Origin of the sequence: Pseudomonas sp. NBRC 111131 (assembly GCF_001320525.1) — a bacterium.
GTDB lineage: Bacteria > Pseudomonadota > Gammaproteobacteria > Pseudomonadales > Pseudomonadaceae > Aquipseudomonas > Aquipseudomonas ceruminis.
The window spans coordinates 116,288-129,152 of sequence record NZ_BCBH01000008.1 but is presented as its reverse complement, the minus strand read 5'-3'; the positions used below and the strand labels follow the sequence as shown (position 1 = coordinate 129,152).

The following is a 12,865-nucleotide window of genomic DNA, read 5'->3' as shown; positions in this document are numbered from 1 at the left end:
AAGCTGATGAAACCAGTCCCCAAGCGAAGCGGGTTGCAGGGGAGTGGACGTCTCCGAGGGCGTAAAGGTTCCCATCTGAGGCGGCATTTGGCCAGTGCTAATCACTGGAAGGTGTGAAATATGGCGAGAGAAAACAGCGACTTAATGCGCTGAAGGCGTTGAAATAACTGGCCTGTGGCCATTTATCATGAAAAAACGGGCGCTTGGAGGAAAGTCGTGGGTCACTGCCGGCCTCTGCGCGGGTATGGGTTGCCGATGACGTGGGCTTTGGTCCAATGCCTCAGTTCAGGTATGATATCGCCCCTTTTAAATCCCCCAGTCAGGCGATTTCCCATGACCAACCAGGCCGCCGAAGTCGCGAAGCGCCGCACTTTCGCAATCATTTCCCACCCCGACGCCGGTAAGACCACCATCACCGAGAAGCTCCTGCTGATGGGCAAGGCCATTGCCGTCGCCGGTACCGTGAAGTCGCGTAAGTCCGACCGCCACGCCACCTCCGACTGGATGGAAATGGAGAAGCAGCGCGGTATCTCCATCACCACCTCGGTGATGCAGTTCCCGTACCGCGAGCACATGATCAACCTGCTCGACACCCCTGGCCACGAAGACTTCTCGGAAGACACCTACCGCACCCTGACGGCGGTGGACTCGGCGCTGATGGTGCTCGACGGCGGTAAGGGTGTAGAGCCACGGACCATCGCCCTGATGGACGTTTGCCGCCTGCGCGACACGCCCATCGTCAGCTTCATCAACAAACTCGACCGCGACATCCGCGACCCGATCGAGCTGCTCGACGAAATCGAGGCCGTCTTGAAGATCAAGGCCGCGCCCATCACCTGGCCGATCGGTTGCTACCGTGACTTCAAGGGTGTGTATCACCTGACCGGCGACTACATCGTGGTCTACACCCCGGGGCATGGCCACGAACGCACCGAGGCCAAGATCATCCAGAACCTGGACTCGGACGAGGCCCGTGCGCACCTGGGCGACCAGTACGATTCGTTCGTCGAGCAGCTCGAGTTGGTGCAGGGCGCCTGCCACGAGTTCAACCAGGAAGAGTTCATCAACGGCCAATTGACCCCGGTGTTCTTCGGTACTGCGCTGGGCAACTTCGGTGTCGACCACGTACTCGACGCGGTCGTCGACTGGGCGCCGCGCCCGCTGGGCCGTGTGGCCCACGAGCGGACTGTCGAGCCGGTCGAGGAGAAGTTCACGGGCTTCGTGTTCAAGATCCAGGCGAACATGGACCCGAAACACCGCGACCGCATCGCTTTCATGCGCATCTGCTCGGGCAAGTACGAAAAGGGCATGAAGATGCGCCATGTGCGCCTGGGCAAGGACCTGCGTATCGGTGATGCGCTGACCTTCTTCTCGTCCGAGCGTGAGCAGCTGGAAGAGGCCTACGCCGGCGACATCATCGGCTTGCACAACCACGGCACCATTCAGATCGGCGACACCTTCACCGAAGGCGAGGCGCTGGGCTTCACCGGGATCCCGCACTTTGCCCCGGAACTGTTCCGCCGTGTGCGCCTGAAAGACCCGCTCAAGTCCAAGCAGTTGCGCCAGGGCCTGCAACAGCTCGCCGAGGAGGGTGCAACCCAGGTGTTCTTCCCTGAGCGCAGCAACGACATCATCCTCGGTGCGGTCGGTGTCCTGCAGTTCGACGTGGTCGCCAGCCGCCTGAAGGAAGAGTACAAGGTGGAATGCGCCTACGAGCCGATCACTGTCTGGTCGGCACGCTGGATCACCTGTGACGACAAGAAGAAGCTCGAGGAATTCCAGAACAAGGCCATGGAGAACCTGGCCATCGACGGTGGCGGTCACCTGACCTACCTGGCCCCGACCCGGGTCAACCTGTCGCTGATGGAAGAGCGTTGGTCGGACATCAAGTTCCGCGCGACCCGCGAGCACCACTGACCGTCAATGCCAGATCAGCACCGGGTGGTGTCTGATCTGGCCCTGTCGCCGGCAAGTCGGCTTCCTATCAGGCCCTGCACAGGCACAAAGGCTTGTGCAATTGCTGGGTTGCATCAAAGAGCTGGATGGGTGTCCAACATTGGGAGCCGTCCATGCCTGTTGGCGCGGCCTTGCCCCGCGAACACCGGCGAAGCCGGTGCCAACCCGCGTGCTACAGGCTTCAATTACCTGCCTTGATACTGGTCCAGATCCGCGTGCGAATGCGGTCGATCTTGGCCGGCATCGCCTCCAGCGCATACAGTTTGCCCATCACCTCGTCACTGGGGTAGATCATCGTATTGCCCTTCATCGCCGGGTCCACCAGGGCGTCAGCCTTGAGGTTGCCGTTGGCGTACTGCACGGAGTTGCTGATGTTGGCCATCACCTCCGGCTGCAGCAGGTAGTTCATGTAGGCATAGCCTGCCTTCTCGTCTGGTGCATCGGCTGGCATGGCCACCATGTCGAACCACATCGGCGCGCCTTCCTTGGGTATCGAATACCCTACTTTCACGCCGTTCTTCGCCTCGTCGGCGCGGTTCTTGGCCTGCAGTACATCACCCGAGAAGCCCACCACCACGCAGATATCGCCGTTGGCCAGATCGCCCGTGTACTTGGACGAATGGAAGTAGCTGATGTACGGCCGCACCTTCATCAACAGGTCCTTGGCTTTTTCGTAGTCCTTCGGGTCTTGGCTGTGGTGTGGCAAGCCGAGGTAGTGCAGGGCGATTGGCAGCAGTTCGGGGCCGTTGTCCAGCACTGCCACGCCGCAGCTTTTCAGCTTGCTCATGTACTCGGGTTTGAAAATCAGGTCCCACGAGTCCACGGGCGCGTTGTCGCCGAGCACCGCCTTGACCTTGTCGATGTTGTAGCCGATCCCGGTACTGCCCCACAGGTACGGGAAGCCGTACTGGTTGCCAGGGTCGTTCACTTCCAGTGCCTTGAGCAACACCGGGTTCAGGTTGTGCCAGTTGGGCAACTGCGACTTGTCCAGGCGCTTCAAGGCCTTGCCCTGGATCTGCCGGGCCATGAAATGGTTGGAGGGAAACACCACGTCGTAACCGGAATTGCCGGTCATCAATTTGCCGTCAAGGGTTTCGTTGCTGTCGTATACGTCGTAGGTCGGCACGATGCCGGTGGCCTGCTGGAAGTTCTTCAGGGTGTCGGGCGCGACATAGCTGGACCAGTTGTAGATCTTCACTGTGTCGGCGGCGCTGGCCACGCTGGCGGCCAGCATCAGGGGTGCGAGAAGAAGTGTACGCATGTCGGGTATACCTTGCTTTGTCTGTTGTTATCGAAGGCAGGCGATCAGCGGATCAGAAAATTAGCACGTAGGTCTTGCGCACGGTTTCCAGGATGTCCCAGATACCGGTGCTGTTGGCCGGTAGCATCAGTGCGTCTCCGGCTTCTATGTACAGGGTTTCGCCACCGTCGGGGGTGAAGGTGCAGCGGCCCTTGATGAAGTGGCAGAACTCCTGTTGCACGATCTGCCGCCGCCAGCGCCCGGGGGTACATTCCCAGATGCCGGTTTCGACGCCATCGCTGCGCTCCACGCAGGTGACTGACGCCACCGCCACGGGGTCGCCGAGCGGTACCGCGACCGGGTTGGAACTGTCCAGGACGGCGCTGTCGGTGTGTTTGAACTGGGTGATGCTCATGACCGGTGGATCCTGTGCGAGTGAAAGGGAAGTCAGTGCATGAAGCCTTCCATGAAGTCCGCGAGTGAGCTGGCCAGGCGCCGCCTCCAGGGCGCGCTGGCGGGGTTGGCGAGGGTCCGGTCCTCGTGGACGAAGCTCTGGATGATGGCGTTGTAGCCGAGCCAGCGGCAGGGCTCGGGCGGCCAGCTGGCCAGGCTCGACAATGGACGGTTGTCCAGTACCCAGGGTTGCGCGGTCAGCTGGTTGTGCTGGTTGAGGATCAGCGCGGCCAGCGTGCGCCCACCGAGGTTGGTGGCGCCGACACCTTCGCCACCATAGCCGCCCGAAAGCGCGATGCCGCGCTGACGATCACACAGCATGTGCGGGCGGAAGCGCCGTGCCATGCCCAGGTTGCCGCCCCAGGAGTGGGTGATGCGCACATGCCTGAGCTGCGGGAACAGCTCGCTGAACAGGTAACGGCGCAGGCCGACCTCGGCTTCGCTGAGGGTGAAGTCTTCGCGCAGCCGACCACCAAAACGGTAGCCACCGCGGGCGCCGAACACCAGGCGGTTGTCGGCGGTACGTTGACCGTAGGTGACCTGGCGGCTGCTTTCGCTGAACGCCTGGCCCTGGCCCAGGCCGATCTGCTCCCAGGTCGATTCGGGCAGCGGTTCGGTGGCCACCAGCAGGCTCTGCACCGGCAATTGGTGCTTGCCCAGCGGCGGCAGGCTGGCGGCATAGCCCTCGACCGCAGGCACCATCCACTGGCAGCGGATGCGCGCCAGTGGTGAGCGCACCTCGCCGGGCTGCCAGTCGATGGCCGGGGTGTTTTCGTAGATCGTTACCCCCAGCGCCTCTACCGCCCGGGCCAGGCCGCGGACCAGCTTGGCCGGCTGGATGGTCGCGGTGTGCGGGCTGTAGATCGCGCCGTAGGCATTGCTCAGCCGAAGCTGCCCATCCAACTGCTCGGGACGCAGCCAGCGGTAGTCGTCCTCGGTCATGCCTTGGCGGTACAGCTCATCCAGGTAGGCGCGCAGGCTGCGCTCCTGTTCCGGGTAGCGTGCAGCGCAATACAGCACACCGCCTTTGCGGTAGTCGCAGTCGATGCCTTCACGTTGCAACACGGCGTGGACTTCATCGGGGATGCCATGCAGAAGGTCGACGCTGGCGCGGCGCTGTTGCGGCGACAGCGTGGCAAGCAGGCGGTCTTCGCCCAGCAGGTTGCCCATCAGCCAGCCGCCATTGCGCCCGGAGGCACCGAAGCCGGCAATGTTGGCCTCGATCACGGCGATATTCAGGTGTGGCGCCTGGCGCTTGAGGTAGTAGGCGGTCCACAGGCCGGTGTAGCCGGCACCGATGATGCATACGTCGAGCTCAAGGTCTTCGCGCAGGGCCGGGCGGGCGCACAGCGGCTCGTCGAGCTGGTCCATCCACAGGCTGAGCGTACGCAGGGGTTGCATCGGGGTTCGGCTCCACATCCATCAAGGTCTGTGGGCGATCCTAGTGGCGTCGGGCGAGGGCTGTCTTACGTGCGTGCACGCAGGGAAATTTGCTTCAGGTACGCCTTGGGCGTGAGCCCGGTGTGCGCGCGGAAGCACTTGTAGAACGCTGACAGGGAGTTGAAGCCGGCACCGAACGCCAGGTCGTCGATTGTTGCCTCGACACTGTCATCATCCAGGCGGGCCATCAGGTGCTGCAGGCGCGCCTGGTTGACGTAGCGATAGAAGCTCTGGCCGAGCACCTGGTTGAGCAGGTAGGAGATCTGGTTGCGGCTATAGCCGCTGGCGTCGGCGACCTGCTGCAGGTCCAGTTCGGGGTCGAGGTAGGGGCGCTGGCGTTGGAAATAGTGCTCCAGGTCCTGGGCCATGGTCGACAACTGCCGTGGTGACAGCCCCAAGCGGCTGGTGGCCGGACGCGGGCCGCTGCTGGCCAAGCCCTGACTGGTCTGTCGCACCAGCGTGGCGTACTCGTTGACCCGCCAGATCAGGCCGTCCTTGACCGTGATCGCTTCGCTGGACTGGAACGCCACCAGCCCGTCACCGCCCTGCACCGTGACCTGGTACTGGATGAAGGCGGTACAGCCATCGACGCGAATACGGTCGTTGTGAACGATGTCCTCGCCGGCATCAGCGGGCAGGCAGGCGCGCACGTACTCGCGCAGCTCGCCGTAACCGAGCATGCGGTTCTGGAAGAAGTCGTGGTACTGGACCTCGGGATGGTACAGCGCGATGACCCCGTCCAGGTCACGGTGCTTCCAGCACAAGTGGTAGCGCATGACCGTTTCGGCAGTGATCGGCGTTTGTCCGGGGCCGTCAGGGGGAGTGTTCGGGCTCATGTGCAGATAGTGCAAGGGAGACGGGATACAGGCAAGTCAGTGCGGCCTCTGGGCGCGCGCCTTCATGCGCCGTGAGGGTCGTGACATTGCATAAACCCTGAGCCCTAACCCTCAAACCGGGTGTTTTGCACGATCCTAGGACGTGGGTTAGAGCTAACCCATTGATTTTCCTGCAACTCACTTCTCGACACAATTGGCACAGCGTCTGCACTGATCACAGGGCAACTGATCCTGACGCTCACAACAAAGGCGAAAAAACTCATGATCCCCTCTGCCGATTACCCCTATGTCGATTCCCAGACCCGTTCAGGTGTCTCTTGGGCGGCCATCTTCGCAGGTGCTGCCGCCGCTGCGTCATTGTCCCTGATCCTCGTGGTGCTCGGCGCCGGGCTTGGCTTTGCGGCCACCTCGCCCTGGGCTAATGAAGGTGCCAGCGCCAAGGCGTTGGGCATCTCCACGATCATCTGGCTGCTGTTGACACAGATCCTTGCCTCTGGCCTCGGTGGCTATATCGCCGGCCGCCTGCGGGTGAAGTGGGCCAACTTGCACGGTGATGAAGTGTACTTTCGCGATACGGCCCATGGCTTCCTGGCCTGGGCGGTGGCGACCCTGGTGGCCGCCATGCTGATCGTGAGCACCGCCGGTGGCCTTGCCAGTGCCGGGGCACAGGCGGGAGCCAGTGCTGTGGGCGCCGCTGCCAGCGTGGCACCCAAGCCTGACCCTAGTGGTTATTTCGTCGACAGCCTGTTCCGTAGCGATGGCCCGGTCGCCGTGAGTGAAGATGCCGCCAACGGTGTGGCCGCGCGCATTCTGGCCAAAGGCGTCGCCCAGGGGGGCACATTGGACGAAGGTGACCGTGCTTACCTGGCGCAGCTGGTGGCCCAGCGTACCCGCTTGAGCCAGGCCGAGGCCGAGGCCCGGGTGGACCAAGTGATCGCGCAGGTTCAGCAAGCCAAGGTGCAGGCACAGCAAGCAGCTGACACGGCGGCCAAAGTGGCGGCATGGACTGCCCTGTGGACGTTTGTCGCACTGCTGTGCGGGGCCTTCTTCGCCAGCTTGGCGGCGCTGTTCGGTGGCCGTCAGCGCGATCGCGTGCTGTGGCTGGAAGGTGAAGGTGTGGACTACTCGGCTACGGCTCGTCGTACCGTTCAACGTTAAGGAAGGAGAAGGTCATGCGCTCATTACTGCTGTGGATGCTTGGGGTACCGATTCCGGTCATCATCCTGATCGCGATATTCATGCATTGACGTGTGGGGCGCCTGGCGCCCCTTTCGCGTCACATGGCCGCGGCTACAGAGGACCGTTTCACCTCTGCAGCCGCGGCTTTGCTACCTACAGAAACTGCTCCGCATAGTGACAGGCCACCTGCCGGGTGCCCACGGGCCTGAACGCTGGCACTTCCCGGGCGCAGCGCTCCGTCGCATACGGGCATCGCTTGTGAAACGCACAGCCGTCGGGCGGGTTAAGCGGGTTGGGTAGCTCACCGACGATGCGGATCTTCGGCTTTAGCGGGTCAGGGTGAATCGTCGGGGTCGCCGACAGCAGCGCCTGGGTATAGGGGTGCAGCGGCTTTCCATAGATATCTTCCTTTGGCCCCATTTCCGCCGGCTTGCCCAGGTACATCACCAGCACCTGGTCTGCCACATGGCGCACCACTGCAAGGTTGTGGGAGATGAACACATAGGCCGTGTTGAACTCCTTTTGCAGGTCCATGAACAGGTTCAGCACCTGCGCCTGGATCGACACGTCCAGTGCAGAGGTTGGTTCGTCCGCCACCAGCACCTTTGGCTGCAGCATCATTGCCCGGGCCAGGGCGATGCGCTGGCGTTGGCCGCCGGAGAACATGTGCGGATAGCGCTGATAGTGCTCAGGCCGCAACCCGACCTGCTCCATCATCTTCTGCACCTTCTCGCGCCGCTCGGCCTTGCTCAGCGAGGTATTGATCAGCAGGGGCTCGGCCAGTTGATCGCCGATCTTCTGCCGGGGGTTGAGTGAGGCATAAGGGCTCTGGAACACCATTTGCACGTCGCGGCGCAGTTGCTTGCGCTGGTGCTTGCTGGCGCCCGTGACCTCGGTGCCGGCGATTTGCAACGAACCGGAGGAGGGCGCCTCGATCAGGGTCAGGGCACGGGCCAGGGTCGACTTGCCGCAGCCCGACTCGCCCACCACGGCCAAGGTCTTGCCGGCCTCCAGTTCGAACGATACACCGTTGAGCGCACGCACCAGGGCGTTGCCCTTGAACAGGCCACGGGAGACTTCGTAGTGCCGGGTCAGCTCCCGTGCAGTCAGAACGACGGCCATCACGCCACCTCCTGGTTCAGTGGGTAGAAGCAACGCACCAGGCTATGGGCCTGGGGGGCGAGGGGCGGACGCTCGCGCCGGCAGTTGTCCTGCACATAGGGGCAACGCGGCGATAGCAGGCAGCCAACGGGTCGGTCGTAGCGGCCGGGAACGATGCCGGGTAGGGTCGCCAAGCGCTCGGCGCCAGCGCTGTGTTCGGGGATCGCGGCCAGCAGCGCTTCGCTGTAGGGGTGTGCAGGCACGTCGAACAGTTCCGGCACCTGGCCTACTTCCACGGCTTGCCCGGCGTACATCACGCAGACGCGCCTGGCTGTTTCGGCAACCACCGCCAGGTCATGGGTAATCAGAATCAGCGCCATGTTGCGCTCCTGCTGCAGGTTGACCAGCAGCTCCATGATCTGCGCCTGGATGGTGACGTCGAGCGCCGTGGTCGGTTCGTCGGCGATCAGCAGCTTGGGCTCGCCGGCAATCGCCATGGCAATGGCCACCCGTTGGCTCATACCACCGGACAACTGGTGCGGGTAGGCATCCAGACGGCTTTCGGCTGCCGGAATCTCGACCTTCTTCAGCAGCTCCAAGGCGCGCTGGCGCGCCGCTTTGCCCTTCAGGCCCAGGTGCTGACGCAGCACTTCTTCGATCTGGTAGCCCACGGTGAAGCTGGGGTTGAGTGCGGTCATCGGATCCTGGAAGACCATCGCGATGTCCTTGCCCACTACCTTGCGCCGCTGGCGGCCGCTGAGCTTGAGCATGTCGGTACCGTCGAAGGTGAGCGAGTCGGCAGTGATGCGCCCCGGGGCGTCAATCAGGCCCATCAGGGCCATCATCGTCACCGACTTGCCCGAGCCGGACTCGCCAACGATGGCCAGGATCTCGCCAGCCTCCACCGCCAGGTCCAGGCCATCCACGACAGGGACCGCATTGGCGTCGCCGAAGCGCACGTTCAGGTTGTTGATCTGCAACAGTGACATGGCGTTCTCCTCAGGCGGCGTTCTTGAGTTTCGGGTCCAGCGCATCGCGCAGGCCGTCGCCCATCAGGTTGATTGCCAGCACACTGAGCAGAATGGTCAGGCCGGGCAGGCTCACCACCCACCAGGCGCGCTCGATGTAGTCACGGGCCGACGCCAGCATGGTGCCCCACTCCGGGGTGGGCGGTTGCACGCCCAGGCCCAGGAAACCCAGGGCAGCGGCGTCGAGAATGGCCGAGGAAAAGCTCAAGGTCGCCTGCACGATCAGCGGCGCCATGCAGTTGGGCAGCACGGTGACGAACATCAGCCGTGGTAGCCCGGCACCGGCCAGGCGGGCGGCGGTGACGTAGTCGCGGTTGAGTTCGCCCATCACCGCAGCGCGCGTCAGGCGCACATAGGAGGGCAGCGAGACGACGGCGATGGCGATCACCGTGTTGATCAGGCCAGGGCCGAGGATGGCGACGATGGCAACGGCCAGCAGCAACGACGGCAACGCCAGCATCACGTCCATCAGGCGCATGATCGACGGGCCGAGCAACTGTGGGAAGAAACCGGCCAGCAAACCCAGCAGAATGCCGGGGATCAGTGACATCACCACTGACGAGAGGCCGATCAGCAGGGACAACCTGGCCCCCTGGATCAGCCGCGAAAGCAGGTCGCGGCCAAGCTCGTCGGTGCCAAGGATGAACTGCCAGGTGCCGCCTTCGAGCCACACCGGCGGCGTAAGCAGGAAGTCGCGGTACTGCTCGCTGGGGTTGTGCGGTGCGACCCAGGGTGCGAACAACGCGCAGAACACCACCAGGCACATGAAGGCCAGGCCCATCACCGCGCCCTTGTTGCGCGAGAAGGCGTGCCAGAATTCTTTGTACGGCGACGGGTAGAGCAGGCTCTGGTCCACCGGGCTGGCCGGCGAAACGGGTTTCGGAATCGGGCTAGTCATGGTGAAGGCCTCAGCGCTGATGACGGATGCGTGGGTTGGCCAGGCCGTAGAGAATGTCCACGACGAAGTTGACCAGGATCACCAGGCAGGCGATCAACAGGATGCCGTTCTGGACCACGGGGTAATCACGGGCACCGATGGCTTCGATCAGCCACTTGCCGATGCCCGGCCAGGAAAAGATGGTTTCGGTCAGTACGGCACCGGCCAGCAGCGTACCGACCTGCAGGCCGAACACGGTCAGTACCGGGATCAGCGCGTTGCGCAGGCCGTGCACGAACACCACGCGGGCCGGTGACAGGCCCTTGGCGCGTGCGGTACGGATGTAGTCCTCGCGCAGCACTTCAAGCATCGACGAACGGGTCATGCGGGCGATGACCGCCAGCGGGATGGTGCCGAGCACGATGGCCGGCAATATCAGGTGCATCACCGCATCCTTGAATGCGCCTTCCTCGTCGCTGAGCAGGGTGTCGATGAGCATGAAACCGGTCTTCGGCTCGATGTCGTAGAGCAGGTCGATACGCCCGGAAACCGGTGTCCAGCCCAGGCTTACCGAAAAGAACATGATCAGGATCAGGCCCCACCAGAAGATCGGCATCGAGTAGCCCGCCAGCGATATGCCCATCACCCCGTGGTCGAACAGCGAGCCGCGCTTGAGTGCGGCGATCACCCCGGCCAGCAGGCCGACGATGCCGGCGAACACCAGCGCGGCGAACGCCAGCTCGAGGGTGGCCGGGAACAGCGTGAGGAACTCGGTCCAGACGCTTTCGCGGGTACGCAGCGATTCGCCCAGGTCGCCGTGGGCAAGCTTGCCGATGTAGTCCAGGTACTGGGCAGGCAGCGGCTTGTTCAGGCCCAGGCGCTCCATGGCCTGGGCGTGCATTTCGGGGTCCACCCTGCGCTCGCCCATCATCACTTCCACCGGGTCGCCGGGGATCAGGCGTATGAGCGCGAAAGTCAGCAAGGTGATGCCGAAAAAGGTCGGAATCAGCAGGCCCAGGCGCCGGGCAATAAAACTCAACATTGTCGGGGTTACCTCATCAGCCGTTGTACGGCGGTGCCGCCGGTGCCCGTGTGGGTTGCCGGCGATCGTTGTTGTTCTACTTCACCTTGGTGGTGGCGAAGTTGTTGTTGGTCAGAGGGTTGATCACGTAACCCTCCACGTTGTCACGCATGGCGGTGAACATCTTCGGATGGGCCATGCTGATCCAGGGCTGGTCGTCATCGTACACCTTCAATGCCTCGGCATAGAGCCTTGCACGTTCGTCGTTGTCGATCACCTCGCGGGCGCGGGTGATCAGGTCCTGGAACTTCGAGTTGCACCAGCGGGCTTAGTTCTCGCCGTTCTTGACGGCATCGCAGCTGAGCAGGGGGCTGAGGAAGTTGTCCGGGTCGCCGTTGTCGCCGGCCCAGCCGGTGGACACCAGATCCGCCTCACCGTTTTTCGCCCGGCGCAGCATCTCTGCCCACTCCATCACGCGGATATCCAGCTTGAGACCGATCTGGGCGAGGTCGGACTGCAGCATCTCGGCAGACAGGCGCGGGTTGGGGTTGGTCGCGCCGCCGCCGTTGCGGGTGAACAGGGTGATGACCGTGCCCTCCGGCACGCCGGCCTGCTTGAGCAGTGCCCGGGCCTTGGCCAGATCGCGGGGCGGGTTCTTGTTATCGGTGTTGAAGCCGATCATGGTCGGCGGGTAGGGGTTGACCCCGACCAGCGCGTTACCCTTGCCGAACAGCTGGTCCACGTGGGTCTGGCGGTCGAAGGCCATGTTGATGGCTTTGCGCACGCGGACGTCGCTGAGGTACTTGTGTTCGGTGTTCATGGCGATGTAGCCGGTGACCAGCGCTTCGATCTCGGCGACCTTGAGCCTGGAATCGGCCTTGATCGACGCGACATCGTCCGGCTTGGGGTACAGCGCGACCTGGCATTCGTTGGCGCGCAGCTTCTGCAGGCGCACGTTGCTGTCGGAGGCGATGGCGAAGACCAGCGTATCGGCCGGTGGCTTGCCGCGGAAATAGTCCGGGTTGGCCTTGTAACGAACCTGGGCGTCCTTGTTGTAGCGCTGGAAAATGAACGGGCCGGTACCAATCGGCTTGCTGTTCAGCTCGGCGGTCTTGCCGGCCTTGAGCAACTGGTCACCGTACTCAGCGGAATAGATCGAGGTGAAAGCCATGGCCATGTCCCGTAGAAACGGCGCCTCTTGGCGAGTCAGGGTGATGACCACGGTATGGTCGTCGGCCTTGTCCACCGACTTGAGCAGGTCGTTGAAGGCCATGCTCTCGAAATACGGGTAGCCGACGCTGGTCTTGTCGTGCCAAGGGTGAGTAGGGTCCAGCTGTCGGCGCAGGCTCCACAACACGTCGTCGGCGTTGAAGTTCCGGGTTGGCGTGAAGTAGGGGGTGGTGTGGAACTTCACCCCCTGACGCAGATGGAAGGTGTAGGTCAGGCCATCGGGGGAGATGTCCCAGCGCTCGGCCAGCGCCGGCTGAATATCGGTGGTGCCAGGTTTGAAGTCGATCAGGCGGTTGAACACTGTCTCGGCAGAGGCATCGGCGGTGACTGCAGTGGTGTACTGGACGATGTCGAAGCCCTCCGGGCTGGCTTCGGTGCACACCACCAGCGGCTTGGCCGCCAGGTTGCCGGTGGCGGTGAGAATGACCGCTGCCAAGGCAGCGCGCAGCGGTAATGTCTTCACGAAGGCTCTGTACATACGTTGATGGCTCCCTTGCCTGCATT

The 12,865-nt window shown here is 63.1% G+C and carries 10 protein-coding genes and 1 pseudogene; 2 read left to right on the top strand and 9 right to left on the bottom strand.

The annotated features are described in order from the left end of the window. The first annotated feature begins 333 nt into the window (after positions 1 to 333). On the top strand, positions 334 to 1,917 hold the full coding sequence (locus APH34_RS10355) for a peptide chain release factor 3 (protein WP_054901074.1): 1,584 nt from the start codon (positions 334 to 336) through the stop codon (positions 1,915 to 1,917). A 220-nt stretch (positions 1,918 to 2,137) separates the two neighbouring features. Here the strand turns inward: APH34_RS10355 and APH34_RS10350 are convergent, their stop codons facing one another. The 4 genes from APH34_RS10350 to APH34_RS10335 form a co-directional block, all read right to left on the bottom strand. Beyond that, complete coding sequence (locus APH34_RS10350) at positions 2,138 to 3,217, bottom strand: polyamine ABC transporter substrate-binding protein (protein ID WP_054901073.1); 1,080 nt, start codon at positions 3,215 to 3,217, stop codon at positions 2,138 to 2,140. 52 nt (positions 3,218 to 3,269) lie between these two features. After that, positions 3,270 to 3,611 (bottom strand): cupin domain-containing protein, encoded by a 342-nt coding sequence (locus tag APH34_RS10345; protein ID WP_054901072.1) that lies wholly within the window; start codon positions 3,609 to 3,611, stop codon positions 3,270 to 3,272. A gap of 32 nt (positions 3,612 to 3,643) precedes the next feature. After that, positions 3,644 to 5,050, bottom strand: coding sequence for an FAD-binding oxidoreductase (locus APH34_RS10340; protein WP_054901071.1), 1,407 nt, complete (start codon positions 5,048 to 5,050; stop codon positions 3,644 to 3,646). A 65-nt stretch (positions 5,051 to 5,115) separates the two neighbouring features. Then, positions 5,116 to 5,925: a nuclear transport factor 2 family protein gene (locus tag APH34_RS10335; protein ID WP_054901070.1), complete on the bottom strand. Its 810-nt coding sequence runs from the start codon at positions 5,923 to 5,925 to the stop codon at positions 5,116 to 5,118. Between the two features lie 261 nt (positions 5,926 to 6,186). Here APH34_RS10335 and APH34_RS10330 point away from each other — a divergent pair, with 261 nt between their 5' ends. Beyond that, positions 6,187 to 7,083: a hypothetical protein gene (locus APH34_RS10330; protein ID WP_054901069.1), complete on the top strand. Its 897-nt coding sequence runs from the start codon at positions 6,187 to 6,189 to the stop codon at positions 7,081 to 7,083. A gap of 174 nt (positions 7,084 to 7,257) precedes the next feature. On the opposite strand, the gene APH34_RS10325 is transcribed toward APH34_RS10330, so the two are convergent. From APH34_RS10325 to APH34_RS10305, 5 genes and pseudogenes are all read right to left on the bottom strand, one after another. Further along, entirely contained in the window at positions 7,258 to 8,226 is a 969-nt protein-coding gene (locus tag APH34_RS10325) for a peptide ABC transporter ATP-binding protein (RefSeq protein WP_054901068.1), read from the bottom strand. After that, on the bottom strand, positions 8,226 to 9,194 hold the full coding sequence (locus APH34_RS10320) for an ABC transporter ATP-binding protein (protein ID WP_054901067.1): 969 nt from the start codon (positions 9,192 to 9,194) through the stop codon (positions 8,226 to 8,228). The genes APH34_RS10325 and APH34_RS10320 overlap by 1 nt, the downstream gene beginning before the upstream one ends. A 10-nt stretch (positions 9,195 to 9,204) precedes the next feature. Next, on the bottom strand, positions 9,205 to 10,131 hold the full coding sequence (locus APH34_RS10315) for an ABC transporter permease subunit (protein ID WP_054901066.1): 927 nt from the start codon (positions 10,129 to 10,131) through the stop codon (positions 9,205 to 9,207). Between the two features lie 10 nt (positions 10,132 to 10,141). Further along, positions 10,142 to 11,152 (bottom strand): ABC transporter permease subunit, encoded by a 1,011-nt coding sequence (locus APH34_RS10310; protein ID WP_054901065.1) that lies wholly within the window; start codon positions 11,150 to 11,152, stop codon positions 10,142 to 10,144. A gap of 76 nt (positions 11,153 to 11,228) precedes the next feature. After that, positions 11,229 to 12,839: pseudogene (locus tag APH34_RS10305) on the bottom strand (ABC transporter substrate-binding protein). Positions 12,840 to 12,865: the final 26 nt, after the last annotated feature.

What these genes read in the sequence shown, in the direction of transcription:
- APH34_RS10355 (WP_054901074.1), top strand. Translation starts at nt 334, where the DNA reads ATGACCAACCAGGCCGCCGAAGTCGCGAAGCGCCGCACTTTCGCAATC.
- APH34_RS10340 (WP_054901071.1), bottom strand. Translation starts at nt 5,050, where the DNA reads ATGCAACCCCTGCGTACGCTCAGCCTGTGGATGGACCAGCTCGACGAG.
- APH34_RS10330 (WP_054901069.1), top strand. Translation starts at nt 6,187, where the DNA reads ATGATCCCCTCTGCCGATTACCCCTATGTCGATTCCCAGACCCGTTCA.
- APH34_RS10325 (WP_054901068.1), bottom strand. Translation starts at nt 8,226, where the DNA reads ATGGCCGTCGTTCTGACTGCACGGGAGCTGACCCGGCACTACGAAGTC.
- APH34_RS10350 (WP_054901073.1), bottom strand. Translation starts at nt 3,217, where the DNA reads ATGCGTACACTTCTTCTCGCACCCCTGATGCTGGCCGCCAGCGTGGCC.
- APH34_RS10335 (WP_054901070.1), bottom strand. Translation starts at nt 5,925, where the DNA reads ATGAGCCCGAACACTCCCCCTGACGGCCCCGGACAAACGCCGATCACT.
- APH34_RS10345 (WP_054901072.1), bottom strand. Translation starts at nt 3,611, where the DNA reads ATGAGCATCACCCAGTTCAAACACACCGACAGCGCCGTCCTGGACAGT.
- APH34_RS10310 (WP_054901065.1), bottom strand. Translation starts at nt 11,152, where the DNA reads ATGTTGAGTTTTATTGCCCGGCGCCTGGGCCTGCTGATTCCGACCTTT.
- APH34_RS10320 (WP_054901067.1), bottom strand. Translation starts at nt 9,194, where the DNA reads ATGTCACTGTTGCAGATCAACAACCTGAACGTGCGCTTCGGCGACGCC.
- APH34_RS10315 (WP_054901066.1), bottom strand. Translation starts at nt 10,131, where the DNA reads ATGACTAGCCCGATTCCGAAACCCGTTTCGCCGGCCAGCCCGGTGGAC.